The 20,326-nt window shown below is 69.4% G+C and carries 23 protein-coding genes; 11 read left to right on the top strand and 12 right to left on the bottom strand.

Annotated elements, in window-relative coordinates:
• Positions 1-23: 23 nt before the first annotated feature.
• A complete protein-coding gene (locus ACT4MF_RS12370) occupies positions 24-854 on the bottom strand; it encodes a DUF7504 family protein (RefSeq protein ID WP_099254431.1) in 831 nt (276 codons plus the stop codon).
• A gap of 72 nt (positions 855-926) precedes the next feature.
• Entirely contained in the window at positions 927-2,243 is a 1,317-nt protein-coding gene (locus tag ACT4MF_RS12365) for a hemolysin family protein (protein ID WP_444682829.1), read from the bottom strand.
• A gap of 227 nt (positions 2,244-2,470) precedes the next feature.
• Here ACT4MF_RS12365 and serA point away from each other — a divergent pair, with 227 nt between their 5' ends.
• Entirely contained in the window at positions 2,471-4,075 is a 1,605-nt protein-coding gene (gene serA, locus ACT4MF_RS12360) for a phosphoglycerate dehydrogenase (protein WP_099254430.1), read from the top strand.
• A 53-nt stretch (positions 4,076-4,128) separates the two neighbouring features.
• Here serA and thrC read toward each other — a convergent pair whose 3' ends face one another.
• The 4 genes from thrC to ACT4MF_RS12340 all read right to left on the bottom strand — a co-directional run bounded on the left by thrC (position 4,129) and on the right by ACT4MF_RS12340 (position 6,889).
• Entirely contained in the window at positions 4,129-5,412 is a 1,284-nt protein-coding gene (gene thrC / locus ACT4MF_RS12355; protein ID WP_099254429.1) for a threonine synthase, read from the bottom strand.
• 93 nt (positions 5,413-5,505) lie between these two features.
• Complete coding sequence (locus ACT4MF_RS12350; RefSeq protein ID WP_099254428.1) at positions 5,506-5,724, bottom strand: DUF7569 family protein; 219 nt, start codon at positions 5,722-5,724, stop codon at positions 5,506-5,508.
• Between the two features lie 121 nt (positions 5,725-5,845).
• Positions 5,846-6,523, bottom strand: coding sequence for a uracil phosphoribosyltransferase (upp, locus tag ACT4MF_RS12345; protein WP_099254427.1), 678 nt, complete (start codon positions 6,521-6,523; stop codon positions 5,846-5,848).
• 150 nt (positions 6,524-6,673) lie between these two features.
• Entirely contained in the window at positions 6,674-6,889 is a 216-nt protein-coding gene (locus ACT4MF_RS12340; RefSeq protein ID WP_444682828.1) for a DUF8107 family protein, read from the bottom strand.
• A gap of 59 nt (positions 6,890-6,948) precedes the next feature.
• Here ACT4MF_RS12340 and ACT4MF_RS12335 point away from each other — a divergent pair, with 59 nt between their 5' ends.
• Positions 6,949-7,275, top strand: a complete 327-nt coding sequence (locus tag ACT4MF_RS12335; RefSeq protein WP_444682827.1) for a hypothetical protein — start codon at positions 6,949-6,951, stop codon at positions 7,273-7,275.
• On the opposite strand, the gene ACT4MF_RS12330 is transcribed toward ACT4MF_RS12335, so the two are convergent.
• Complete coding sequence (locus ACT4MF_RS12330) at positions 7,256-8,965, bottom strand: sensor histidine kinase (RefSeq protein WP_444682826.1); 1,710 nt, start codon at positions 8,963-8,965, stop codon at positions 7,256-7,258. The two genes, ACT4MF_RS12335 and ACT4MF_RS12330, sit on opposite strands and share 20 nt — an antisense overlap.
• 229 nt (positions 8,966-9,194) lie before the next feature.
• On the opposite strand from ACT4MF_RS12330, the gene ACT4MF_RS12325 reads away from it, so the two are divergent.
• Positions 9,195-9,434 carry a hypothetical protein gene (locus tag ACT4MF_RS12325; protein WP_444682862.1) on the top strand — a complete coding sequence of 80 codons (240 nt, stop codon included), beginning with the start codon at positions 9,195-9,197 and terminating at the stop codon, positions 9,432-9,434.
• A gap of 36 nt (positions 9,435-9,470) precedes the next feature.
• Here the strand turns inward: ACT4MF_RS12325 and ACT4MF_RS12320 are convergent, their stop codons facing one another.
• On the bottom strand, positions 9,471-10,727 hold the full coding sequence (locus tag ACT4MF_RS12320; RefSeq protein WP_444682825.1) for a CobW family GTP-binding protein: 1,257 nt from the start codon (positions 10,725-10,727) through the stop codon (positions 9,471-9,473).
• A gap of 117 nt (positions 10,728-10,844) precedes the next feature.
• Between ACT4MF_RS12320 and ACT4MF_RS12315 the strand changes: the two genes are divergently transcribed.
• The 4 genes from ACT4MF_RS12315 to ACT4MF_RS12300 all read left to right on the top strand — a co-directional run bounded on the left by ACT4MF_RS12315 (position 10,845) and on the right by ACT4MF_RS12300 (position 14,507).
• Complete coding sequence (locus tag ACT4MF_RS12315) at positions 10,845-11,051, top strand: hypothetical protein (protein WP_444682824.1); 207 nt, start codon at positions 10,845-10,847, stop codon at positions 11,049-11,051.
• A gap of 61 nt (positions 11,052-11,112) precedes the next feature.
• Positions 11,113-11,409, top strand: a complete 297-nt coding sequence (locus tag ACT4MF_RS12310) for a DUF7990 family protein (protein WP_099254422.1) — start codon at positions 11,113-11,115, stop codon at positions 11,407-11,409.
• Complete coding sequence (locus ACT4MF_RS12305; protein ID WP_444682823.1) at positions 11,409-12,410, top strand: ArsA family ATPase; 1,002 nt, start codon at positions 11,409-11,411, stop codon at positions 12,408-12,410. Before ACT4MF_RS12310 ends, ACT4MF_RS12305 begins: the two co-directional genes overlap by 1 nt.
• A gap of 240 nt (positions 12,411-12,650) precedes the next feature.
• Positions 12,651-14,507, top strand: a complete 1,857-nt coding sequence (locus ACT4MF_RS12300) for a carbon starvation CstA family protein (protein WP_099254420.1) — start codon at positions 12,651-12,653, stop codon at positions 14,505-14,507.
• A gap of 66 nt (positions 14,508-14,573) precedes the next feature.
• On the opposite strand, the gene ACT4MF_RS12295 is transcribed toward ACT4MF_RS12300, so the two are convergent.
• Both ACT4MF_RS12295 and ACT4MF_RS12290 read right to left on the bottom strand, forming a co-directional pair.
• Positions 14,574-15,224, bottom strand: a complete 651-nt coding sequence (locus ACT4MF_RS12295; protein WP_444682822.1) for a DUF8052 family protein — start codon at positions 15,222-15,224, stop codon at positions 14,574-14,576.
• Positions 15,217-15,597, bottom strand: coding sequence for a cupin domain-containing protein (locus ACT4MF_RS12290; RefSeq protein WP_444682821.1), 381 nt, complete (start codon positions 15,595-15,597; stop codon positions 15,217-15,219). The genes ACT4MF_RS12295 and ACT4MF_RS12290 overlap by 8 nt, the downstream gene beginning before the upstream one ends.
• 146 nt (positions 15,598-15,743) lie before the next feature.
• Between ACT4MF_RS12290 and ACT4MF_RS12285 the strand changes: the two genes are divergently transcribed.
• The 4 genes from ACT4MF_RS12285 to ACT4MF_RS12270 all read left to right on the top strand — a co-directional run bounded on the left by ACT4MF_RS12285 (position 15,744) and on the right by ACT4MF_RS12270 (position 17,468).
• Positions 15,744-15,977, top strand: a complete 234-nt coding sequence (locus ACT4MF_RS12285) for a DUF8007 family protein (RefSeq protein WP_444682820.1) — start codon at positions 15,744-15,746, stop codon at positions 15,975-15,977.
• Between the two features lie 61 nt (positions 15,978-16,038).
• Positions 16,039-16,725 (top strand): DUF5828 family protein, encoded by a 687-nt coding sequence (locus ACT4MF_RS12280; protein ID WP_444682819.1) that lies wholly within the window; start codon positions 16,039-16,041, stop codon positions 16,723-16,725.
• Between the two features lie 59 nt (positions 16,726-16,784).
• Entirely contained in the window at positions 16,785-17,027 is a 243-nt protein-coding gene (locus ACT4MF_RS12275; RefSeq protein WP_444682818.1) for a DUF8001 family protein, read from the top strand.
• Positions 17,028-17,090: 63 nt separating this feature from the next.
• Positions 17,091-17,468, top strand: coding sequence for a helix-turn-helix domain-containing protein (locus ACT4MF_RS12270; protein WP_099254414.1), 378 nt, complete (start codon positions 17,091-17,093; stop codon positions 17,466-17,468).
• A gap of 20 nt (positions 17,469-17,488) precedes the next feature.
• Here the strand turns inward: ACT4MF_RS12270 and ACT4MF_RS12265 are convergent, their stop codons facing one another.
• Together ACT4MF_RS12265 and ACT4MF_RS12260 are read right to left on the bottom strand one after the other, a co-directional pair.
• Positions 17,489-19,633, bottom strand: a complete 2,145-nt coding sequence (locus ACT4MF_RS12265) for a S9 family peptidase (RefSeq protein WP_444682817.1) — start codon at positions 19,631-19,633, stop codon at positions 17,489-17,491.
• 79 nt (positions 19,634-19,712) lie between these two features.
• Positions 19,713-20,321: an IMP cyclohydrolase gene (locus ACT4MF_RS12260; protein WP_444682816.1), complete on the bottom strand. Its 609-nt coding sequence runs from the start codon at positions 20,319-20,321 to the stop codon at positions 19,713-19,715.
• Between the last annotated feature and the right edge of the window lie 5 nt (positions 20,322-20,326).

The raw sequence follows: 20,326 nt of genomic DNA, 5'->3' as shown, positions 1-20,326 counted from the left end.
AGATGGACGGCGCCGCGGAGCCGTCACCCCCGGCGCACGAACCGACCCTCTTCCGCCGCGATCTTCAGATCGATCTCGTCGTCGAGGAAGTTCAGCACCGTCGAGACGTTCGGGTCCGCGTCGGCGTCGACGTACAGCTGGAGGACGCCCCCGTCGTCGTCCAACCGGGCCGAGAGCATCCGGACGAAGTCGCAGGCGGTCCGGAGGTCGAACGAGCGGACGATCTCGTGGAACACGCTCACCTCCAACGAGATCGCGTCGCCGTCGACCCAGTTGGCGTCGATGATCCGCGACACCGTCTCGCCGAGCTCGTCCGGCCCGAGGCGGGGGTCGAGCTCGACGACCTCGATGGGGATCTCGGAGAAGTCGAGGTCGGGGGCCTTCTCGAACGGGTACGCTTCCGTGCTGACGACGACGGTCCGGCGCGGCCACCCGTGGAGCTCCTCGTGGAGCAGGCGAACGGCGCGCTCCGGGTTCGTCGTCACCGCGATCACCAGGTCGCCGCCCGCGTGGAAATGGGCGCGGAGCGCGTCCGCGTCCTCGCTGTCGACCGGCGCGGCCACTTGGACCGTCCCGTCCCACGAGACCCGGTCGCCGATGTGCACGCCCTCCTCGATCCGGTCGGCGACGTGTTCGTGCAGGTGCGTCTTGAACTCCTCCACCGCGCCATCGGCGTCGTACGCCGTCTTCGTCGTCGCACAGTACGGACAGTTCCACCGCGTTCGGAAGTCAGAACGGGTGACGGCCTCGGGGTGGTGCGCCAGCAGGTGTGAGCCGGTAACCTCGCGGATCGACGCCCGGTCAGGCGCCCACGCGGCGAATCCGCACCGATCGCACCCCCATCGAGTCATCATGTGTGTGAACGTACATCGTCAGATTCCTCCGGACGAATATGTATGTTGTGTTACGAGAAACCGGCGGTCGGATCACTCGACGCCGTCGCTAGCAGCGCTTCTCCCCGGCTCACCGTCCCCTTCGGTCTCGACTCCCTCTGCGATCCCCGGATGTTCGACGCGGACTCGCGTTACCCGCGTCGCGGTCGCGTTCGTGACCGAGAGCGTCACGTCGCCGATCTGGACGCGGTCGCCTTCGGTCGGGACCCGGCCGAGCTGTTGTGTGACCAGCCCCGCGACGGTCCCGGTGCCGCCGTCGATCGGGAGGGCCAGCCCGAGCGTCTCGTTGAGGTGCGCGACGGTGGTCCACCCGTGCGCCACCGCGGCGTCGGGCGCGACCACGTCGACGTGGTCGGTCTCCCACCGCCCGACCAGTTCGCCGACGACCTCCTCGACCACGTCCTCGAGGGTCACGATCCCCACCACCGCGCCGAACTCGTCGACGACGACGGCCATCCGGAGGTCGCTCGCCCGCATCGTCGCGAACAGCTCGTCGACCGGTTGGGTCTCCGGGACGAAGGTCGGCTCGCGGAGCGCGCTCGCGAGGGACTCGCCGCGCTCGTCGGCGGCGACCGCGTCGCGCAGGTCGAGGATGCCGACCACGTCGTCCCGGTTCTCGCCGTACACCGGCATCCGCGTGACGCCCTCCGCGGCGGCGGTCGAGGCCGCCTCGGCCGGCGTGGCGGTGTCCGGCAGCGCGACCATGTCGGTCCGCGGGATCATCACCGTCGACACGCGGATCGACTCCAGATCGAGGACGCCGCGGATCATCGCCCCCTCCTCGGGGTCGAGCGCGCCCCCCGCCTCGCCAGAGAGCACGAGCGTCTCGATCTCCTCGCGCGTGAGGTACGACTCGATGGCGGACTCACCGCCGGTAAACCGGTTGACGATCCCGGAGAGCGCCTCGAACACGTACAGCACGGGACGCATGACGCGCTGGAGCGCGACCACGGGCCGCGAGACGCGGAGCGCGTGCCGCTCCGCGTTCGCCACCGCGTAGGACTTCGGCGCGATCTCGCCGAAGACGATGACGAACACGGAGGTGACGAGCGTCGACCCCGTCGCCGCCTCTCCCCCGGAGAAGCCGAACCGCACGAACACCGCGGTCGCCACCGACGCGGCCGCGATGTTGGCGACGTTGTTGCTCACGAGGGCGGTGACGAGGAAGCGGTGCGAGTCGCCCCGGAGCGCCGACAGCGCCCGCGCGCCGGGCGCGTCGGCGGCGAGCAGCGAGTCGACGCGGTGCGACGGGACGGAGAACACGGCCAGCTCAGAGCTCGAGAAGAAGGCGCTTATCCCCGTCAACACGAGGATGGCGCCGACGCCGGCGAACGCGATCGTGATGTCCATACCCCGACCACACGTCCGAATATAAAAGGGAGTACCGCCCGGCGGCGCGATCCGGACTGAGAGAAACGCGGACCGACGGGCGCGTTCGGACTCGGCGATCGGTACCCACGAACGAGGGGTCTCCACCCGAAACAGAGGGGTTCATAACCCACGATCACGGATCGTCTCACCCGGCAAAACGGAGCGATGAGGAAAGGGTTAACCTCGCGCCGCCGGTGCAAACGCCCATGAAGGTACTCGTGACCGACCCCATCGCGGACGCGGGGTTGGACCGACTCCGAGACGCCGGCCACGAGGTCGTAACGGACTACGAGATCGAGGGCGACGACCTGCTCGACGCCGTGAGCGACGCCAACGCGCTGATCGTTCGCTCCGGAACCGACGTGAACGAGGCGGTGTTCGAGGCCGCCGCCGAGCTCGTCATCGTCGGGCGCGCCGGCATCGGCGTCGACAACATCGACATCGAGGCCGCCACCGACCACGGCGTCATCGTCGCCAACGCGCCCGAGGGGAACGTCCGGGCCGCCGCCGAGCACACGGTCGCGATGACGTTCGCCGTCGCGCGTTCGATCCCGCAGGCCCACGGTCGCCTCCTCGGCGGCGAGTGGGCGAAAGGCGAGTTCCTCGGCACCGAGGTGAACAACAAGACGCTCACCATCGTCGGCCTCGGTCGCGTCGGGCAGGAGGTCGCCAAGCGCCTCGACTCGCTCGGCATGGACCTCGTCGTCTACGACCCGTACATCTCCGAGGAGCGCGCCGACCGCCTCGGCGCCGAGCTCGTCGAGGACCTCCACGAGGCGCTCGCCCGCGGCGACTTCGCGACGGTCCACACCCCGCTCCTCCCCGAGACCGAGGGGATGATCGGCGAGGACGAGCTCGCGCAGCTGGAGGGCGGCTACCTCATCAACTGCGCCCGCGGCGGCATCGTCGACGAGGACGCGCTCGCGGCGGCGGTCGACGACGGCGTCCTCGCGGGCGCCGCGCTCGACTCGTTCGCCGAGGAGCCGCTCTCGCAAGACTCGCCGCTGCTCGATGTCGAGGAGATCGTCTTGACCCCGCACCTCGGCGCCTCGACCGAGGCCGCCCAGGAGAACGTCGCGGTCGACACCGCGGAGGCGGTGCTCGCGGCGTTCGACGACGAGCCCGTCCTGACCGCGCTCAACGCCCCCTCCGTCGACGAGACCGCGTTCCCCCGGATCAAGCCGTACATCGCCGTGGCGGAGACCGCCGGGAAGGTCGCCGCCCAGCTGCTCGACGGTCGCATCACCGAAGTGGAGGCGACCTACGAGGGCGACATCGCCGAGGAGGACGTGGAGCTCGTCACCGCGAGCGCGCTGAAGGGCGTCTTCGAGCCGCTGGAGTGGCAGGTGAACTCGGTGAACGCGCCCCGGCTCGCCGAGGAGCGCGGCATCGACGTGACCGAGTCGAAGACCCGACAGACCGACGACTTCCAGAGCCTGGTGCGCGTCACCGTTCACAACGGCGAGGACTCGATCGCGGTCGAGGGGACCCTGTTCGCGGGCGAGGACCCGCGAATCGTCCGGATCGACGGGTTCCGCGTCGACGCGGTCCCGTACGGCAACATGCTGGTCGCGCGCAACACCGACGAGCCGGGCGTCATCGGGCTCATCGGCACCGTGCTCGGCGACTACGACGTGAACATCGCCGGGATGTACAACGCCCGCGAGACGCAGGGCGGCGAGGCGCTCACCGTCTACAACCTCGACCAGGACGTGCCGGACGAGGCCATCGAGACGCTGCTCGCCGACGACCGCGTCGTCGAGGTCACCGAGATCACGCTGGACGAGGCCGAGGAGCGGGCGGCGGAGTAACGGTTCGGCTCACCTGATTTTGCGGCTCCGGGGCGTTCGCTCCCCGGAGGAACTCACTCGTGTAAGTGCTCGACGACCGCGTCGACGTCGTTCGGGACGGGTTCGGGGTCGCTGCCGGCCTCGTAGGCGGCGTCGGGGTCCTTTAACAGGTGTCCCGTCGTCAGGCAGACGACCTGCTCGTCGTCCTCGACGACGCCCTCGCGGCGGAGCTTCCTGAGTCCGGCGAGGCTCGCGGCGGACGCGGGCTCGACGCCGACCCCCTCCTCGGCGAGGTCGCGCTGGGCGTCGGTGATCTCGTCGTCGCTGACGGCGACCGCCGTGCCGCCCGTGTTCCGGATACCGGGGAGCGCCTTCGGCGCGTTGACCGGGTTGCCGATGCGGATCGCGGTCGCGCGCGTCTCGACCTCCTCCCACCGACGAATCTCGTCGTTCCCCTCCTCGACCGCCTCGACCATCGGCGCGGCGCCCGCCGCCTGGACGCCGGTGAGCTTCGGCACGTCGTCGACGTCGAGCGCGCCCGACTGGACCAGCTCGCGGAACCCCTTGTAGAGGGCCGACGTGTTGCCCGCGTTGCCGACCGGGAGGACGATCCGGTCCGGGAAGTCGCCGTAGTCGTCGCGGAACTCCTCTAAGATCTCGAAGCCGATCGTCTTCTGTCCCTCCAAGCGGAACGGGTTCAGCGAGTTGAGCAGGTACGCCTCGCCGCGGGCGGCCAGCTCCTGTACGATGTCGAGGCAGGCGTCGAAGTTGCCGTCGACTTCGAGGATGCGGGCCCCGTGGAGGCTCGCCTGCGCGATCTTCCCCGCGGCCACCTTCCCCTCGGGGAGGAGCACGAGCGTCTCCATCCCGCCCCGACCGCCGTAGGCCGCGAGCGCGGCGGAGGTGTTGCCGGTGGACGCGCAGGCGAGCGCGCCGACGCCGAGCTCCTTGGCGACCCGGACGCCGATCGTCATCCCGCGGTCCTTGAACGACCCGGTGGGGTTCATCCCCTCGTGTTTGATCCGGAGCGCCTCGACGCCGACCGACTCCTCGATCCGGGGGACGCGGTGAAGCGGGGTGTCGCCCTCGGGCAACGTCACGCCCAGGTCGAACGGAAGCGCCTCGCGGTAGCGCCAGACGCCGCGGTCGGGGCCCTCGGAGGGGGCGCCGTCGCCGAACTCGGCGAAGGTCGGCGGGTCCGCGTACCGGACTTCCAGCAGGCTGTCGCACTCGTCGCAGGTGTAGCGCACCTCCTCGAAGGGGGCGAACGTCTCGTCGCACGCGATACAGGCGAGCCAGGCCCCGTCGTCGGCGCAGTCGGGCGCCGTCGGAGTCGGGGCGTCGATGGCGAGATCCATTACGTCGGCGTGCGTGCCGCCGGGGCTTAAGACGGGCGGTCGGGACGGACGTTGCCGTCCGAACACCGGGTCTGGGCGTCGCCGCCGGCCCCGTCAGTCGACGATGATCTCGGAGCTGTCGCTGTCGCCGTCGCTGGGGCCCGAGCCGAGTCGGTCCTGATAGCGCTGGATCCACTCGGCGAAGCAGTCGGGGCAGAGCCGCTGGGTGTCGATGTTCGCCCGGTCGACGCTCAGCCGGACGACGCGCGCGAGCGCGTCCGTGGTGGGGTCGCCGCAGCCGTCGCAGGGCTCGGTCGTCGGCGCGTCGCTCATACGGATCGGTCGCGCGGGCGACTCTTAAAAGTACGTCGGCGTTCGCAGCGATCACCGCGGTGGCCGGTCACGGCGGCGGTCGCGACGAGTGTCACGACGGCCGGCCGCCCCGGTCGTCGCCTCAGACCGTCCGGAACGCGCGGTCGCCGGCGTCGCCGAGCCCGGGGAGGATGAACCCGTCGTCGTCGAGGCGGTCGTCGATGGAGACCGTCAACAGGTCGGCCTCGGGAACCGACTCGCTCACGCGAACGAGCCCGTCGGGCGCCGAGACCGCCGAGAGGACGAACAGGTCCTCGAAGTCGCCGGCCTCGGTGAGGACGTGGTCGAGGACGGCGCACATCGTCGAGCCGGTGGCGAGCATCGGGTCCGCGACGATCACGGTGTCCTCGGGCCGGATCTCGGGCAGTTTCACGTAGTCGATGGTGATCGGGAACTCGCCGTCGTCGGTCATGCCGGCCTCCTCGTCGCGCCCCGCCGAGATGATGCCCTGTTTCGCGCGCGGGAACGCCTTGAGAAGCCCCTCGACGAACGGGGTCGCGGCCCGGAGGACGTTGATGATGACGACGTCGTCGAGCCCTTTCACGCGCTCGCCGGTCGTCTCCTCTAACGGGGTCTCCACCGGGACGTACTCCGTCTCCATCGCGCCGTCGATGATCTCGTACCCGCAGATCCGGCCGAGCTTCACGAGCCCCTTCCGGAAGGCGACCTGCTCGGTCTCGACGTCGCGGAGCCGCGAGAGAGTGTCCTTCGCCAGCGCGTGCGTGATGAGGTGCGCGTCGTCACGGTCTTCGATCGTCATTGTCGGGAGAAGCGCCGCGTTCGGGTTAAAAGATGGCGAAACTCGCCGGTTCGTCGACTCGCCCCGAGAGGTCGATCCGGTCCGCACACCCACCGCGCCCCTCCGCCGCTGCGGCCGCCGCTACCCCTACCGCTACCCCCACCGCGTCAGTCACCGCAACACGGTGACGTACGTCAGCGCGAAGACGACCAGCGCGAGGGTCCCGACGTTCGTCGCCGTGACCTCGGCGATGTCGAGCAGCTGTAGCGCCCAGAACGCGGTCCACGCGAACAGCCCCGAGAGGGCCGCGTTCAGGATCAACACCACCCGCGGGTCGCCCTTCGACTCCTCTACGCCCTCGCGGATCCCCTTCGGCTCCTCGCTCATAGGGAACCTCGTGGGAGACCGGCACTTAGCTCTTTGTCCGTCCGGTCCGTACGGCCCCCATGCGCACCGAGATCCCTGTTCACAACCGACACGGTAACCGGGTCGATCCGGTCCCCTTCCTCGTCACCGCCGGGATCGCGTTCACGTTCGCGCTCTCGTTCGGTCCGATCTACGGCCTCTCGTACGGCTTCACCCTTCCGGCGTCGCTGGCGCTGTCGACGCTGGCGTTCGCGGTCGCGGCCGGGATCGCCTATCACCAGCTCGTCCGCCGCGCTCCGGCGCTCGACGCCGGCCCGCTTCCCCCCGCGCCGCGGATCGAGCGGCTCTTCTACGCCGCGGCGGCGGTCGGCGTGCTGCTCGTCGCGCTCACTCTTCCGCTGCTCTGACCTCCCCGCTCAGGTCCGGGAGCGTCACCGAGAGCGCGTTGCCGTCGTCGTATTCGAACTCGATGCGCCCGCGGAGCTTCTGGACGCACCAGTACGCGATCCACAACCCGATGCCCTGGCCGTGCTGTAGCGGCGTTTCGTCCCCCGCCCGGAGCGTGTCGATCTCGAGGTCCGGAATCCGTTCATTGGTGTCGCGGATCTCGAAGACCACGTCGCCGTCGGCGTCCGTCGCCTCGAAGACGCTGACCTCCACCGTCTGATCGGCCGTCTCCCCGTGAACGATCGCGTTCTCGATGAGGTTGTCGAGGAGCACCGTGAGCAACACTCGGTCCGTCCGGAGCCGACACTCCGACGGCGTGACCGTCCGCTCGATGTTCGCTTCGGCGTGCGACGCGGCACAGCTCTGTGCGATCTCTTCTAACACGGCGGCGACGTCGAGTTCCGCCGGCTGCCGCTCCCGGTCTTGCACTTTCTCGAAGTTGCGCACCTTTTCGGCGATAGAGAGTAACCGGTCGCTCGCGGCTTCGATCTTCCCCGCCTGCGTCGCGCGTTCGGAGTCCTCGTCGTCAGCGCCGAGCAGCTGCGCGTATCCGCTGATGACCGTCGTCTCGTTCCGGAGGTTATGCCTGAGCACGCGATTCAGCACCGCCAGCTGCTGCTCGCGCTGCCGGTCCTCGGTCACGTCGTACAACACGAGCATACTGCCGACCGGACTGTCGTTCGGATCGGTCAACGGCGTGTACGACACGCCGAACGTCCTCCGGCGCCCCGTGCCGATCACGAGTTCGCCGGTGTCGCGGAGCGTCTCCACGTTGACGCCGAGCACCGCCTCGTGGCCGATCGGCAAGGCGTTCGACAGCGCGTCCGGGAACACCTCCCTGGCGCGGTCGTTCACGCGGACGATCTGCCCTTTCGTATCGAGGGTGAAGGTGGGAACCGAAAGCGAGTCCAGCCCGGTCTGTTCGGCCACCCGCTGCGTCGCCGGGTTCGTCGCGAACATGTGCGTCCCGACGAACGCGTACGCGTCGAGCGCGACGTGAATGAGCATCAGCGGCGCCGTGAGATGCAGCTGTGGAACCGGGCCGAGCCCGAACAGCCACACGGACCCTCCCACCGTCGGCGGGACGGTGCTCAGAATGACTGCGACGGCCTCGCGTCGATACAGCGGTCCGTAGCTCAGTATCGCGCCGATCAACAGCAGCGAGCCGACGGCGGCCGTTCCGATAGAGAACAGCACGGCGAACACGCCCCACGGTTGAACCGTGTACACGGCCGTCGCCAGCCCGAGCACCGGATCGAGGCGGAACCCGCTCCACACGAGCTGGTGCGCAGGGTTCGTCGCCGTGAGGGGGATCGTCAGGAGCGGGACGGCGGCGACGATCCCGAAAAGCGGCGTGTGGATGAGGTCCCCGCGCCCGGTGTAGTCGAGGCCGAACGCGAGGAAGAATGGCCCCATGAAACAGAGACAGACGAACGAGATCGCCCCGAGCGCGATCCGGGGCACCGGGTCGAAGACGAGCAACCCGACCCCGTAGGAGGCGCAGAACACGGCGACGGACGCCATGTTCCCCATGAACCAGCTCGCGCCCGATCTGTCTCGGTGGCGATACAGATACTGCAACAGATACAGCGCGCCGAAACTGGCGCCGAGAGAGGCGACGACGATCCCGCCTCCGAGCATCCCCAGCATTATGGCCTACCCGAAATGCACCGGGCTCTGATTATAAATAACAAGGCGAAGACCGCGCCCTTCGGTGTGGGACGAAGCCGAACGCGACTCGGCGTCGAAAGACCACGAACGGAACGGTGATCCCGCTCTCGGTCGGGTCTCGACGCCCGGCGTCGCTCGACGCCCGCGCCCGTGCGTCGTGTTCACACAGCACCGGGAGAATAAGGTGGCAGAACTCGAACGATCGGTTATGGGAATCTTCGAGACGGTGGCGGACGTGATGGAGGGGTCGACCCAGCGCGCCCCGGGACGCGCCGGCGACGACGGCTCCGAGGGCTCGTACTGGTGCGACGACTGCGGCGTGCGGGTCAGAGACGTCGAGGTCGACGCGGCGGGGCTCGACCGCGACGCCGACGGCACGCCCGCGTGTCCCGACTGCGGCGAGCCGATGCAGTTCGAGCGCGCGAGCGGGACGGGGTGCGCCTGCTGAGGGCGGCGTCCGCGCTCCGGCCGCTCACCCGTCTCCTCAGGGCTCTCGGAGCGCCACCTCCGCGCCCTGCTCGGTCGGGAAGGGGAGGCTCTCGCCCGTCTCGCCGTCGTCTTCCGCGACGGCCGCCCACTCCTCGTCGGTGACGAGCGCGTCGTCCAAGCGCTCGCGGAGCGCCGCCTCGTCGATACCGGTGCCGATGACGACGAACTCGGTCCGCCGGTCCCCGTGCTCGTCGTCCCAGTCGAGGTTCGGACGGTTCGAGCGGAGCATGTCGCGTTCGACCGCCGGGAGACTCGCGATCCACGGGCCGAGCGCCTCGACTCGGACCGACCGTCCGGCCTGTCCGACCTGTTGGCGCTGGTCGGTTCCCGCGACCCACAGCGTTCCCTTCGAGCGGACCACGTCGTCCGGGAGATCGCGGAGGAGGTCGGCGAGCCGCCCCGGGTGGAACGGTCGGCGGCGGCGGTAGGTGAAGGAGGTGACGCCGTACACCTCGTCGGGGTGGCGATGGGCGTGCTCGCGGCCGTCGTGATCGTCGCCGTGCGCTTCGCCCCCCTCGGCCAGCGCTCGCTTCCACCCCGGCAGATCGCCGATCTCGCGCTCCTCGAACAGGCCGACGCCGAGGAGACGCTCCGGATCGACCGCGGCGAACTCCGTGACGATCGTCTCCGCGTCGGGCTGGAGCGCGCCCACGAGCTCGACCGCCTCGTCGACCTCCGCGTCGCTACAGAGGTCGGCCTTGTTACACACCACGAGGTTCGACACCTCGATCTGCTCGACGAGCAGGTCCGAGAGGGGCCGATCGTCGTCGCCCGTGCTCCCGTCTCCGGTCTCCGCGTCGGGATCGACGCGGCGCTCGGGGGTTCCCTCGCCCGCGAAGGCGTCGAGGAACTGCCGCGTGTCGATCACGGTCACCAGCGCGTCGACGCGGTACCGGGCCGCCGCGCGCGACTCCGTCGTGAACAGCCGCGCGACCGGCGCGGGCTCGGAGATCCCCGAGGACTCGACGATCAGCGCGTCGAAGGAGCGCTCCTTCGCGAGCCGCACCACGGCGCTTTCGAGGTCGTCTTGCAGCTCACAGCAGATACAGCCGTTCGACAGCTCCGTGACGCCCTCCACGTCGACCTCGGACTCCTCCGCGATCAGCTCGGCGTCGACGTTCACGTCGCCCATGTCGTTGACGAGCACCGCGATGTCGCGGTCGCCGGCGTTTCGCAGGAGGTGGTTCAACAGGGTCGTCTTGCCGGCGCCGAGGCTCCCCGAGAGCACGGTCACCGGGATCCGGTCGTCCATGGGATCGGTCGGTCGGCGGCACCCTTCAATTCGACGGGGACCCCTCTCAGGGCGATCCACCCACTCTATCCGTCGAAAGCCGATACGTTGATACGTCGGGCCCGCGGACCGCGGACCATGTTCCAGTACGTGTCTATGGTGGGGATTGCCGCGACGGTCGTGACCGCTCTCATGATCGTCGCGATGCTGTACCTCGTCTGGGGCGCGGTCGGCAACAGCATCCACACGCCCACCCCCAACGACAGCGATCGGCCGGAACTCGGCGAGAGCGACGAGGCGGACGAGCCGCAGAACGAACTCCCCGCCGACGGCAACTCGGCCTGACCGGCGCGACGGTCCGCGGGCCCGCGACAGCTTTTACCGCACCCGCGCACCACGATGAATCATGACAGTTGCCGACCGGATCGCCACCTTTCGGGCCACTCTCGAGGAGTGGCTCGCTGGGCTGTACCACGGGATGATCACGCACCCGGCGTACGAGAAGATCGAGAAGGAGGCCGAGGATACGGAAGACGAGTTCATGCTCGCGTGCTTCCCCGACGCGTTCGGGATCCCCTCGCCGGTCTCGTACTACACCGCGGAGCTGCTCCCCTACCTCGAAGACGAGTTCGAAGCGTGGGAGCGGCGGCTGTGGGACCGCGAGAGCCTGATAGAGCGGAAGGGGCAGCAGTACCACTTCTGATGGAGCAGTTCGTCTTCTTCGGCGGCAAGGGCGGGGTGGGCAAGACCACCGTCTCCTGCGCGTACGCGTCCCGCTGCGCGACCGACGGGGTGCGGACGCTGGTCGTCTCGACGGACCCCGCTCACTCGGTGTCGGACGTGTTCGACCAGCAGTTCGGTGACGACCCCGAGCCGGTCGACGGGGTCCCCGGTCTCGACGCGATGGAGATCGACCCCGAAGACGAGATGCAGCGGCACCTCCAGGAGATCCGCGAGTCGCTCTCCGAGCAGGTGTCGGCGGCGATGGTCTCGGAGATCAACCGCCAGCTGGAGCTGTCACACGGGACTCCCGGAGCCTACGAGGCGGCGCTGTTCGACGCGTTCGTGAGCGTGATGCGCGAGGAAGGCGAGGCGTACGAGCGAGTCGTCTTCGACACCGCCCCGACCGGCTCGACGCTGCGCCTGCTCGGGCTCCCGGAGTTCCTCGGCGACTGGATCGACCGCCTGCTGTACAAGCGCAAGCAGTCGATCGACCTGTTCGAGAAGGCCGCGATCGGCGACATGGAACCGCGACGGCTGATGGACGGCGACCCCGTCATCGAGCGGCTCCAGCGCCGCAAGGAGTTCTTCGAGTTCGCGGGCGACGCGATGCGGAACGACGCCGCCTTCTTCCTCGTGTTGAACCCCGACCAGCTCTCGGTCAACGAGACGGAACGGGCGATCGAGGGGTTCGACGAGCGCGACCTGCGCGTTCGCGGGCTCGTCGCGAACAAGCTCACTCCCGAACCCGACGAGGACGAGGCCGGCCGGGGGGCGCGCTATCTCCGCGAGAAAGTGGCGACCGAGCGGGACCGCCTGCGACAGGTCCGCGAGCGGTTCGACCCCCCGCTCGTCGCCGAAATCGAGTCGCGGACCACCGAGGTCCGCGGCGACGTGCTCTCGGAGGTCGCGGCCGCGCTCGACATCGAGACGGACGGCGACGGCGCCCCCGCCGACGATCCCTCCGCGCGCGCCGATCGGTGAAACGGACCGAACCGCGGCCGCCGCGAGATCGCCGATAGCTGTACTGGAGCCACCGAACGCCGTGATCGCGCGCGATAGGGACCGAATCCGGACGTAGTGTATTTTACTCGCTGAAGCACACAAAAAACCGACATCGGCCGCTCGAAATCGCTTCTCTGCGAGGAGTTTCCCCGTTGTATCACTATTGAAGATAATGTTTAAGTAGTCGATCGTGAATCGATACCACGAGGCAGGGAACCTATGACAAGTGTAATTTGGATCGTCGTCGCCGTGCTCGGCACGTTCTCCGTGGGGTACATGGGGTACTCGCGGTATCTCTCACAGTTCGTCGACCTCGATGACGAGCGGGAGACGCCGGCACACAAGTACGAAGACGGACAGGAGTACGTACCGTCGAAGAAACCGGTACTACTGGGGCATCACTTCTCGAGCATCGCGGGCGGCGCGCCGATCGTCGGCCCGATCACGGCCGGGGCCATCTGGGGATGGGTCCCGGCGCTGCTGTGGGTGGCCATCGGGAACCCCCTGATGGGCGCAGTCCACGACTTCATCTCGCTGTCTGGGTCGATCCGTCACGAGGGGCGGTCGATCGGCTACATCGTCGGTCAGTACGTCGGAGAGCGCGGGAAGAACCTCCTGCTGTGGTTCGCGTTCCTCACGATCATCCTCGTCGTCGCGGTGTTCGCGCTGGTCGTCGGGATCGTGTTGAACGCGTTCCCGTCGGCCGCGACGGCGAGCTTCGTGTACATCGCGCTCGCGGTGGTGTTCGGGGTGTACCTCTACCAGCTTGACGGGCCGTTCATTCCCGGCACCGTCGTGTTCGTCGCCGCCGTGTTCGCGGGCGTCTGGGTCGGTATCCAGTACCCGTTCGCGTTCTTCGAGCTGGCGGGCGACGCGTCGCACGCCGCGGGAACGTTCGTCCTCTTCGAGGGGAGCACGGGCTCGTGGGTGCCCGGCGCGGCCGCGCTCGGCGGGAACACCGCCGCGTGGGTCCCCGTCATCATCGTGTACGCGATAATCGCCAGCGCGCTCCCGGTCTGGACGCTGCTCCAGCCGCGCGACTACCTCTCGTCGTTCCTGCTGTACGCGGGGGTCGGCGGCGCGCTGGTGGCGATCGTCGTCGGGACGATCTTCGGGACGTCCGCGGAGCCGCTCGTCATCGACAGCAGTATCAGTCCGTTCTCGGGGTTCATGGGGGTCGATAGCCGGGCGCCGTACCCGCTCTTCCCCATGCTGTTCGTCACTATCGCCTGCGGGACGATCAGCGGGTTCCACTCGCTGGTCTCCTCGGGGACGACGGCGAAGCAGCTCAACAAGGAGAGCGACGCCCGCCTCATCGGCTACGGCGGGATGCTCGGTGAGGGGCTGCTCGCCGCGACGGCGCTGTCCGCGCTCGCCATCGCCGGCTTCGCCTCCGACGCCGCGGCCGGCGGGATCGGCGGCGCGCTGCCGAACTTCGCGACCGGCGGCGGGATCATGCTCACCAGCCTGGGCATCCCCGCCTCGTTCGGCGCCCCGTTCATGGCGCTCGTGCTCGTGAGCTTCCTGCTCACCTCCACTGACACGGCCGCGCGGCTCGGTCGGTACATGATGGAGGAGATCGTCGGCACGAAGGCGACCCCGACCGGGACCGGATCGGGGGCCGGCCTCGGCTCGTTCTTCAGCGGCCGCTACGTGAACCCAATCCTCCAGGGCGCGATCGCGTACGCGCTGGTCATCTCCGGCGAGTGGGCGACGCTGTGGGCGCTGTTCGGAAGCGCGAACCAGCTGCTCGCCGCGCTCGCGCTGCTCACCGGGACGGTCTGGCTCGCCAACTGGGACGAGAAGAAACAGCTCGTCAGCACGGGCGTCCCGATGGCGATCATGGTGGTTATCACCGTGATCGCCCTGGCGTTCTTGGCGGGCTACCAGTGGCTGTTCGTCAACCTGATCCAGGGCGGCGTCACCGGAATCGGCAATCAGATCTCGATGGTCGTCCGCATCCTGCTCGCGGTCGTCCTCGTCTACCTCGCGCTGTCGCTCGTGCGCATCGGCTACGGTAACATCACGAGCGTCCGTGGCGGGGACCGCCCGGCCGCCGAACCGGGCGACGACTGACCCGGCCGACCGGTTCCCCGCGCGGTCCGCTTTCCGCCGCCGTTCTCGCCCCCGCGAGCGATGTCCCTACCGCCAGAACCGCTTGGCGACCCGCGAGAAGAGCCCCTCGTCCGGCTGATCGATGCGCTCCCACAGTCGGAACGCGTCGGCGGTGTCGGCGGTCTCGCTGGCGACGAGCCGCTCTGCGTCGGGTGCGACGACGATCAGGTTCACCTCGTAGTGGCCGTAGTAGCCGAACTTCAACAGCGTGCGGTCTCGGAAGCCGTCGACGAAGTCGGCGACGCCGTCCGAGATCCGATCGGCGACGAGCACGACGGTGACGTCGGTGCCGTAGTGCTCCTCGTCGCCGTCGACGCGCTCGTCGGCGACCTCGTGCGCGAACTCGACGAGGCGTTCCAGGTCGTCGACGCGCGGACGCGACACCCGGCGAGCGAACACGAACTCCCGCATGTCGTGGTCCGCGTAGCTCAGCGCTGGGTGGAGGAACTGCTTCTGGTTGCGGACGCGCATCTCGGCGTACAGGCCGAACCGCTCCCCGTCGACGACGACGTCGCGATCGAGGTCGTAGCTGTACATGAGCCGGTCGGAGACGCGGTCGAAGTACTCGTCGTCGTAATCGGGGACGGCCTCGCGGATCTCCGCCGGTAGCTCCTCCGTGTCGCGGCGGTCGCCGGCGGCGGCCGGCGCGTCGTCGCCCGGCTCGGCCCGCTCACTCATCGTCCGGGTCGTACGCGACCGCGTCGTCCGCGACCGGCGGCGCGCCGATCGCCAGCACCGTCACGGCTCCGTCCGCGTCGGACGGGTTGTACGCGCGCTGCGGGCTCTCGGGGTCGACCACGAACAGGTCGTCCGCCGCGACCTCGTACGTCCGGTCCGGCGTCTCGACGGCGAGGCTCCCCTCGAGGACGTAGAACGCCTCCTGTTGCGTCTCGTGGTAGTGGTACGCGAGCGGGAGCTGTTCCCCCGGCGCCGCGCGAAAGCGGTTGATCGCCGCGGCGTCGAGGCCGCCCGGATCGGCCAACTTTCGACACTCGCAGGGGCGGTCCGACGCCGGTTCGACCGACTCCACGTCGACGAGGCGGTATCCCATGGGAGCACGTTCCACAGAGCGCGTGAAAAGCCCGTCGGGGGCGGCAGCCGTCGGCGCGGACGAGCCGATCGGAGGCGAACTGCGGTCGATCCGCGTCGGCACCGGAATTTAACCCGCTGCGGCCCTCACACACGGGTAGACGCAACATGACTGACGAAGAGATCCGCACGGAGGCGTGTGGCCGGTGTTCGATGTCGACGGTCGTCGGCGCGGTGTCCGAAGACCAGTCGAGCGACGAGCGCGCCGAGCGCGACCCGTTCGCCGGCGAGCGCATCGAGGTCGACGAGACATCGATCCGGCGCGTCTCGCCTGCGGGGTTCCTGAGCGATCTCAAAGACCGAATCGACGCGCTCGGTCGCCGAATCGCGTACCGACGATAGCCGTCGGCTCGCGTCAGGTCGCAGGGACTTATACGCGTTCGCGCCGTAGCGGGTGCAAGCGATGGAAGAGAGCATCTCCGGCTTCAAAGTGCGCGGAGACTGGGGAGACGTCGTCGAGCACGGCGAGCGGATCGCCTTGGCGCTCCGGGAGACGGGCGCCGACGGCGACCCGTTCCACGAGTTCGACGACTGGCGTCCCAAGTCTCACGAGCGCATCGACGAGGACGTGTCGGCGAAGACCGCCGAGCAGGCGTCCGTCGACGAGGGCGAGGGCGAACAGGCCGGGAAGTCACCCGGTGAGGACCTCCAGACGGCCGGCGAGAAGCTCACCGAGTCCTACGAGAAGGTCGAGGAGAACGACACCGAGAGCGCCGTGGAGAGCTGGGGTGAGTCGATCGGCCACGTCGCCCGCGCGGCCGACTCCGCGAGCCGCAAGGCGCTCCGGAAGGTCGAGGACGCCGTCTACCGGAAGGTGATGACCCAGATGGCGCCGTACTACTTCGACAACGAGCTCGTCAGCGCCAACATTCAGGAGGTGGGGCGCGGCGAGGACGGCGAGACGTTCGTCTTCGAGGTGAACATCAACGACGACGAGCTGAAAGCCGAGGTGAGCGACATCCTCGCCGAGTACGAGTCCGAGATCGACCGCTGGCACGTCGAGGCCGAGAAACGCACCGAGGACGTGGCCGCCGCCGAGGGCGTCGAACCGCCACAGGAGGAGGGCGGTCCGGACTCGACGATGACCTGATCCCGTCCCGCCAACGCGAACACGCCGAACTTAACTCGCGGAGCCGCGAACGGACGCCAATGACCGAGGTACTCCGGGTGGCGGCCGGCGAACTGTCGGCCGACGAGATCATCGACGCCCTCAACGAGGGGCAGCGGATTCTCGTCGACGTCGAGGTCGCCGGCGGCGATCACGAGGTCGTGCTCCGGTACGACGGCGAGACCTACCACTGCGACACGCCGACGAACCTCCACCGTCACAGCGACGAGTCGGGGATGCGCGGATGCGTCCGGCGGATGGGATACGCCTCTGACGACGACTGAGCACCGCTGCCACCTGGGAGGCCGGATGGCGACTTTTAACCCGCCCGCCACCGAATCGCGCCCATGAGCGACCCCGAGATCGAGGACCTCGTCGGCGACGTGTCCCCCTCCTTCGAGCACGTGCTCTCCTGCGTGTTCGGCGTCCGGGACCACGAGAGCCGCACGTATCTGACGCTGCTCGATCACCCGGGGAGCACCGTCGCCGAACTCGCCGAGACCCTCGACCGGGACCGGTCGAACGTGAACCGATCGCTGTCGACGCTGCGGGAGAAGGGGCTCGTCGAGCGCCGCCGCCGCCTGCTCGACTCGGGCGGCTACGTCTATCAGTACACGGCGGTTCCGGTCCCCGACGCGAAAGAGCGCCTCCACGACGCGTTAGACGAGTGGGTCGGCGGCGTCCACGCCGCGATCGACGAGTTCGACCCGAACGACCGGGCGTAGCGTTTCTCTCGTTCCCCGGGTTACTCCGAACCGGATTCTTCGCCGTCCGTTTTCTCACCGTCCGCTTCCTCCGTGTCGGCGCTTAGCCCCTCCTCGTCGGGACGGTCGAGCGCGCGCGGCGCGTCGTGGTGTTCGGAGTAGCCGTCGAACCAGCGAGCGATCCGCTCGATGCGGTCGACGACGTGGGCCGGCTCGCCGGAGCGGGAGAGCTCGTGTCCCTCGCGCGGATAGCGCACGAACCGCGTGTCGACGCCGTTTTTCCGGAGTATTCGGTGGTACAGCTCCGCGGTGCAGATCGGCGTCCGGGTGTCGTCCTCGGCGTGGAGCAGCAGCGTCGGGGTGTCGACCCCGTCGGCGTGGCCGGTGGGCGACTGCTCCCACAGCCACGCTGGCTCGTCGGACGGGACCGTGTCGAAATCGCCCTCGACCAGCTTGTAGGCGGCGTCGGTCGAGCCGTAGAGCCCGGTCAGGTCGTACACGCCGCGCTGGGAGACGGCCGCGCGGAAGTAGTCGGTCTGTCCGACCGCCCACGCCGTCATGAACCCGCCGAAGGAGCCGCCGGTGACGAACGCGTTCGTCTCGTCGACATCCGGCCGGTCCGCCACCATCTCCACGCCGGCCATCACGTCCGAGAGGGTGACCGCGCCCCAGTCGCGCTCGATCGCCTGCAGAAACGCCTCGCCGTAGCCGGTCGAGCCGCGCGGGTTCGACCAGAAGACGGCGTACCCGCGTGCCGCCAGCGTCTGGAACTCGTGCCACATCGTCCCCGCCGTCGACCACATCGCGTGCGGGCCGCCGTGGATCTCGACCACGAGCGGGTGCTCCTCAGCTTCGTCCGCCTCGCTCCCCTCGCCGTCCGGACCGGTCTCCGGCGGCAGCAACAGCCACCCCTGTATCTCCGTCCCGCCCGACTCGAACCGGACCTCCTCGGGCTCGGCCACCGCGCGCTCGGCGAGGTAGTCGGCGTTGAGCTCGGTCGTCCGCGTCGTCTCGCCGGCTCCCGCGTCGAACACGAAGACGTCTCCCGGGTGGTCCCACTCGCTGCCGGCGAACGCGACGGTCACCTCGTCGGGACCGGCGCCCGCGTCGCCGCCGACGGTGCCACCCGACACTGCCCCGGGGCGACAGAGCCGCTCGGGCTCCGCGCTCCCGTCACCGGGAACGTGCCAGAGGGCCGTCTTTCCCTCGTCCGGAGTCGCGAAGTACAGCGTCGCGTCGTCGGGGCCCCACTGCGGGGCGATCGCGCGGCCGACGCCGCGGTCGAGGGTCGCCGTGAGCTCCGTCACCTCCCCGCTCTTGCGGTCGAGCACGCGGAGATCCGTCTGCTGCATCGAGACCCGCTCGGGATCCGCGTGGGTGAACGCGATTCGGCCGTCTCCGGTCGCCGCGAGCGCCGCCTCCCACTCCGTGGTCTCGTGAACGGTCTCGGTCTCGCCGGTCGCGAAGTCGTGCGCGCAGATCGCGATCTCGACCGAGTCGTCGGGGTCCTCGCCCACCTGCTCGGTGACGTAGAGCGTCTCGGCGTCGCCCCACTCGGGCGTCCCGAAGTCCGCGTCGCCGCCGGTGACGCGCTCGATCCCCGCGGCCGGATCGCCGCCGGTGGCGCCGTCGACCGCCGCGTCGGCGTCGGCGACGTAGACGTGTGACCGACGGCCGTCGAAGTAGCGCTGCCCGGACCGGTAGACGGTGCGGTCGATGACGCGCGGGTCCGGGTGGTCGTTCGGCTCGTACTCCTCCGGGACCGCGAGATCCCGGTCGGCCTCGCGGTCGGCGTCGGTCACCGACTGGACGAAGGCGAGCCGCTCGCCGTCGGGTGACCACGCGATCTCGGAGACGCCGCCGACCACGTCGGTGACTTGTCGGGCCTCGCCGCCGGAGAGCGGGAGCACCCACAGCTGTTGGCGGTCGTCGTCGGCCCCCCGCGTGGCGGTGAACGCGATCCGGTCGCCCGAGGGGCTCCACCGCGGCTCCGCGTCGGAGCCCTCGGCGAGCGTCAGCCGCCGGGGGTCGTCCCCGTCGACATCGGCGAGGTACACCGTCGACTCCGTAGTCTCGTCGTCGACCGGCTCTCGTCGCAGGAAGGCGACGCGGTCGCCGTCGGGAGAGAGTCGCGGGTCTCCCGGCTTGGCGATGTCGCGGTAATCGGCCGCGGTGATCCGTTCCATGCCCGCGTGTCGCCCGCCGGGCTCAAAAGGCGTCTGAAGCCGGACGGGCGGTCGGTCGCACCGCGTTCTTCACCGCCCGTTACTCCGCGTCGTTGTCGAACGCCAGCCTCACATCGTCGGCGGTGACGGTCGCGCCCGCGGCGCACACCGGGTGTTCGAAGTCGGCACCGAGGACCTCCGTCGCGGCCGCTGCGGCGTCGGGCGTCTCGGCGTCTGCGGCCGCGAACGCGTACGGCTCGGGGCTGTCCGTCTCGTAGGTGGCGACGATGGTCGGCTCCTCGACCGCCTCGACGACGAGCCCGTCGCGGCGGACGACCCCAACCGTCGCGGTCTCGGCGCCGACGACGCCGGCGATCCGGGGCGTGTCGTAGTCGTCCTTCTCGAAGTCGAGCGCGAGCAGCGGCGTCGCCAGCGCGTCGCGGGCGGGGTAGCCCAGTTCGAGTTTCTCCGCGATCGGGTCGACGTGCGAGCCGTTGCCGACGACGGCCAGCGGCTCGTCGGCGGGCGTGCGCACCGCGCGCGCGCAGTTGTACGAGACGTACGGGTTGTCCGTCTCGGGGGCGTCCGGCGTCGGGCCGACCGTGAGCGTCCCGTCGCGATCGGTCACGCGGCGGTTCGGGAACGAGCGCGAGGAAACGCGGTAGGCGCCGATACCGGGAGCGACGACGACGAATCGTCCGACGTACATACAGG

Origin of the sequence: Halorubrum sp. FL23 (genome assembly GCF_052439115.2) — an archaeon.
GTDB lineage: Archaea > Halobacteriota > Halobacteria > Halobacteriales > Haloferacaceae > Halorubrum > Halorubrum persicum.
The sequence above is the reverse complement of the archived record's forward strand: the minus strand, read 5'-3'. Positions and strand labels throughout refer to the sequence as shown.

Bases quoted from the DNA above. Each gene is read 5' to 3' on its own strand.
- thrC (WP_099254429.1), bottom strand. From the start codon at position 5,412: ATGGATCTCGCCATCGACGCCCCGACTCCGACGGCGCCCGACTGCGCC.
- ACT4MF_RS12285 (WP_444682820.1), top strand. From the start codon at position 15,744: ATGACTGACGAAGAGATCCGCACGGAGGCGTGTGGCCGGTGTTCGATG.
- ACT4MF_RS12370 (WP_099254431.1), bottom strand. From the start codon at position 854: ATGATGACTCGATGGGGGTGCGATCGGTGCGGATTCGCCGCGTGGGCG.
- ACT4MF_RS12310 (WP_099254422.1), top strand. From the start codon at position 11,113: ATGACAGTTGCCGACCGGATCGCCACCTTTCGGGCCACTCTCGAGGAG.
- ACT4MF_RS12330 (WP_444682826.1), bottom strand. From the start codon at position 8,965: ATGCTGGGGATGCTCGGAGGCGGGATCGTCGTCGCCTCTCTCGGCGCC.
- ACT4MF_RS12340 (WP_444682828.1), bottom strand. From the start codon at position 6,889: ATGAGCGAGGAGCCGAAGGGGATCCGCGAGGGCGTAGAGGAGTCGAAG.
- ACT4MF_RS12325 (WP_444682862.1), top strand. From the start codon at position 9,195: ATGGGAATCTTCGAGACGGTGGCGGACGTGATGGAGGGGTCGACCCAG.
- ACT4MF_RS12295 (WP_444682822.1), bottom strand. From the start codon at position 15,224: ATGAGTGAGCGGGCCGAGCCGGGCGACGACGCGCCGGCCGCCGCCGGC.
- ACT4MF_RS12350 (WP_099254428.1), bottom strand. From the start codon at position 5,724: ATGAGCGACGCGCCGACGACCGAGCCCTGCGACGGCTGCGGCGACCCC.
- upp (WP_099254427.1), bottom strand. From the start codon at position 6,523: ATGACGATCGAAGACCGTGACGACGCGCACCTCATCACGCACGCGCTG.
- ACT4MF_RS12290 (WP_444682821.1), bottom strand. From the start codon at position 15,597: ATGGGATACCGCCTCGTCGACGTGGAGTCGGTCGAACCGGCGTCGGAC.
- ACT4MF_RS12280 (WP_444682819.1), top strand. From the start codon at position 16,039: ATGGAAGAGAGCATCTCCGGCTTCAAAGTGCGCGGAGACTGGGGAGAC.
- ACT4MF_RS12320 (WP_444682825.1), bottom strand. From the start codon at position 10,727: ATGGACGACCGGATCCCGGTGACCGTGCTCTCGGGGAGCCTCGGCGCC.
- ACT4MF_RS12270 (WP_099254414.1), top strand. From the start codon at position 17,091: ATGAGCGACCCCGAGATCGAGGACCTCGTCGGCGACGTGTCCCCCTCC.
- ACT4MF_RS12265 (WP_444682817.1), bottom strand. From the start codon at position 19,633: ATGGAACGGATCACCGCGGCCGATTACCGCGACATCGCCAAGCCGGGA.
- ACT4MF_RS12260 (WP_444682816.1), bottom strand. From the start codon at position 20,321: ATGTACGTCGGACGATTCGTCGTCGTCGCTCCCGGTATCGGCGCCTAC.
- ACT4MF_RS12305 (WP_444682823.1), top strand. From the start codon at position 11,409: ATGGAGCAGTTCGTCTTCTTCGGCGGCAAGGGCGGGGTGGGCAAGACC.
- ACT4MF_RS12275 (WP_444682818.1), top strand. From the start codon at position 16,785: ATGACCGAGGTACTCCGGGTGGCGGCCGGCGAACTGTCGGCCGACGAG.
- ACT4MF_RS12315 (WP_444682824.1), top strand. From the start codon at position 10,845: ATGTTCCAGTACGTGTCTATGGTGGGGATTGCCGCGACGGTCGTGACC.
- ACT4MF_RS12335 (WP_444682827.1), top strand. From the start codon at position 6,949: ATGCGCACCGAGATCCCTGTTCACAACCGACACGGTAACCGGGTCGAT.
- ACT4MF_RS12365 (WP_444682829.1), bottom strand. From the start codon at position 2,243: ATGGACATCACGATCGCGTTCGCCGGCGTCGGCGCCATCCTCGTGTTG.
- serA (WP_099254430.1), top strand. From the start codon at position 2,471: ATGAAGGTACTCGTGACCGACCCCATCGCGGACGCGGGGTTGGACCGA.
- ACT4MF_RS12300 (WP_099254420.1), top strand. From the start codon at position 12,651: ATGACAAGTGTAATTTGGATCGTCGTCGCCGTGCTCGGCACGTTCTCC.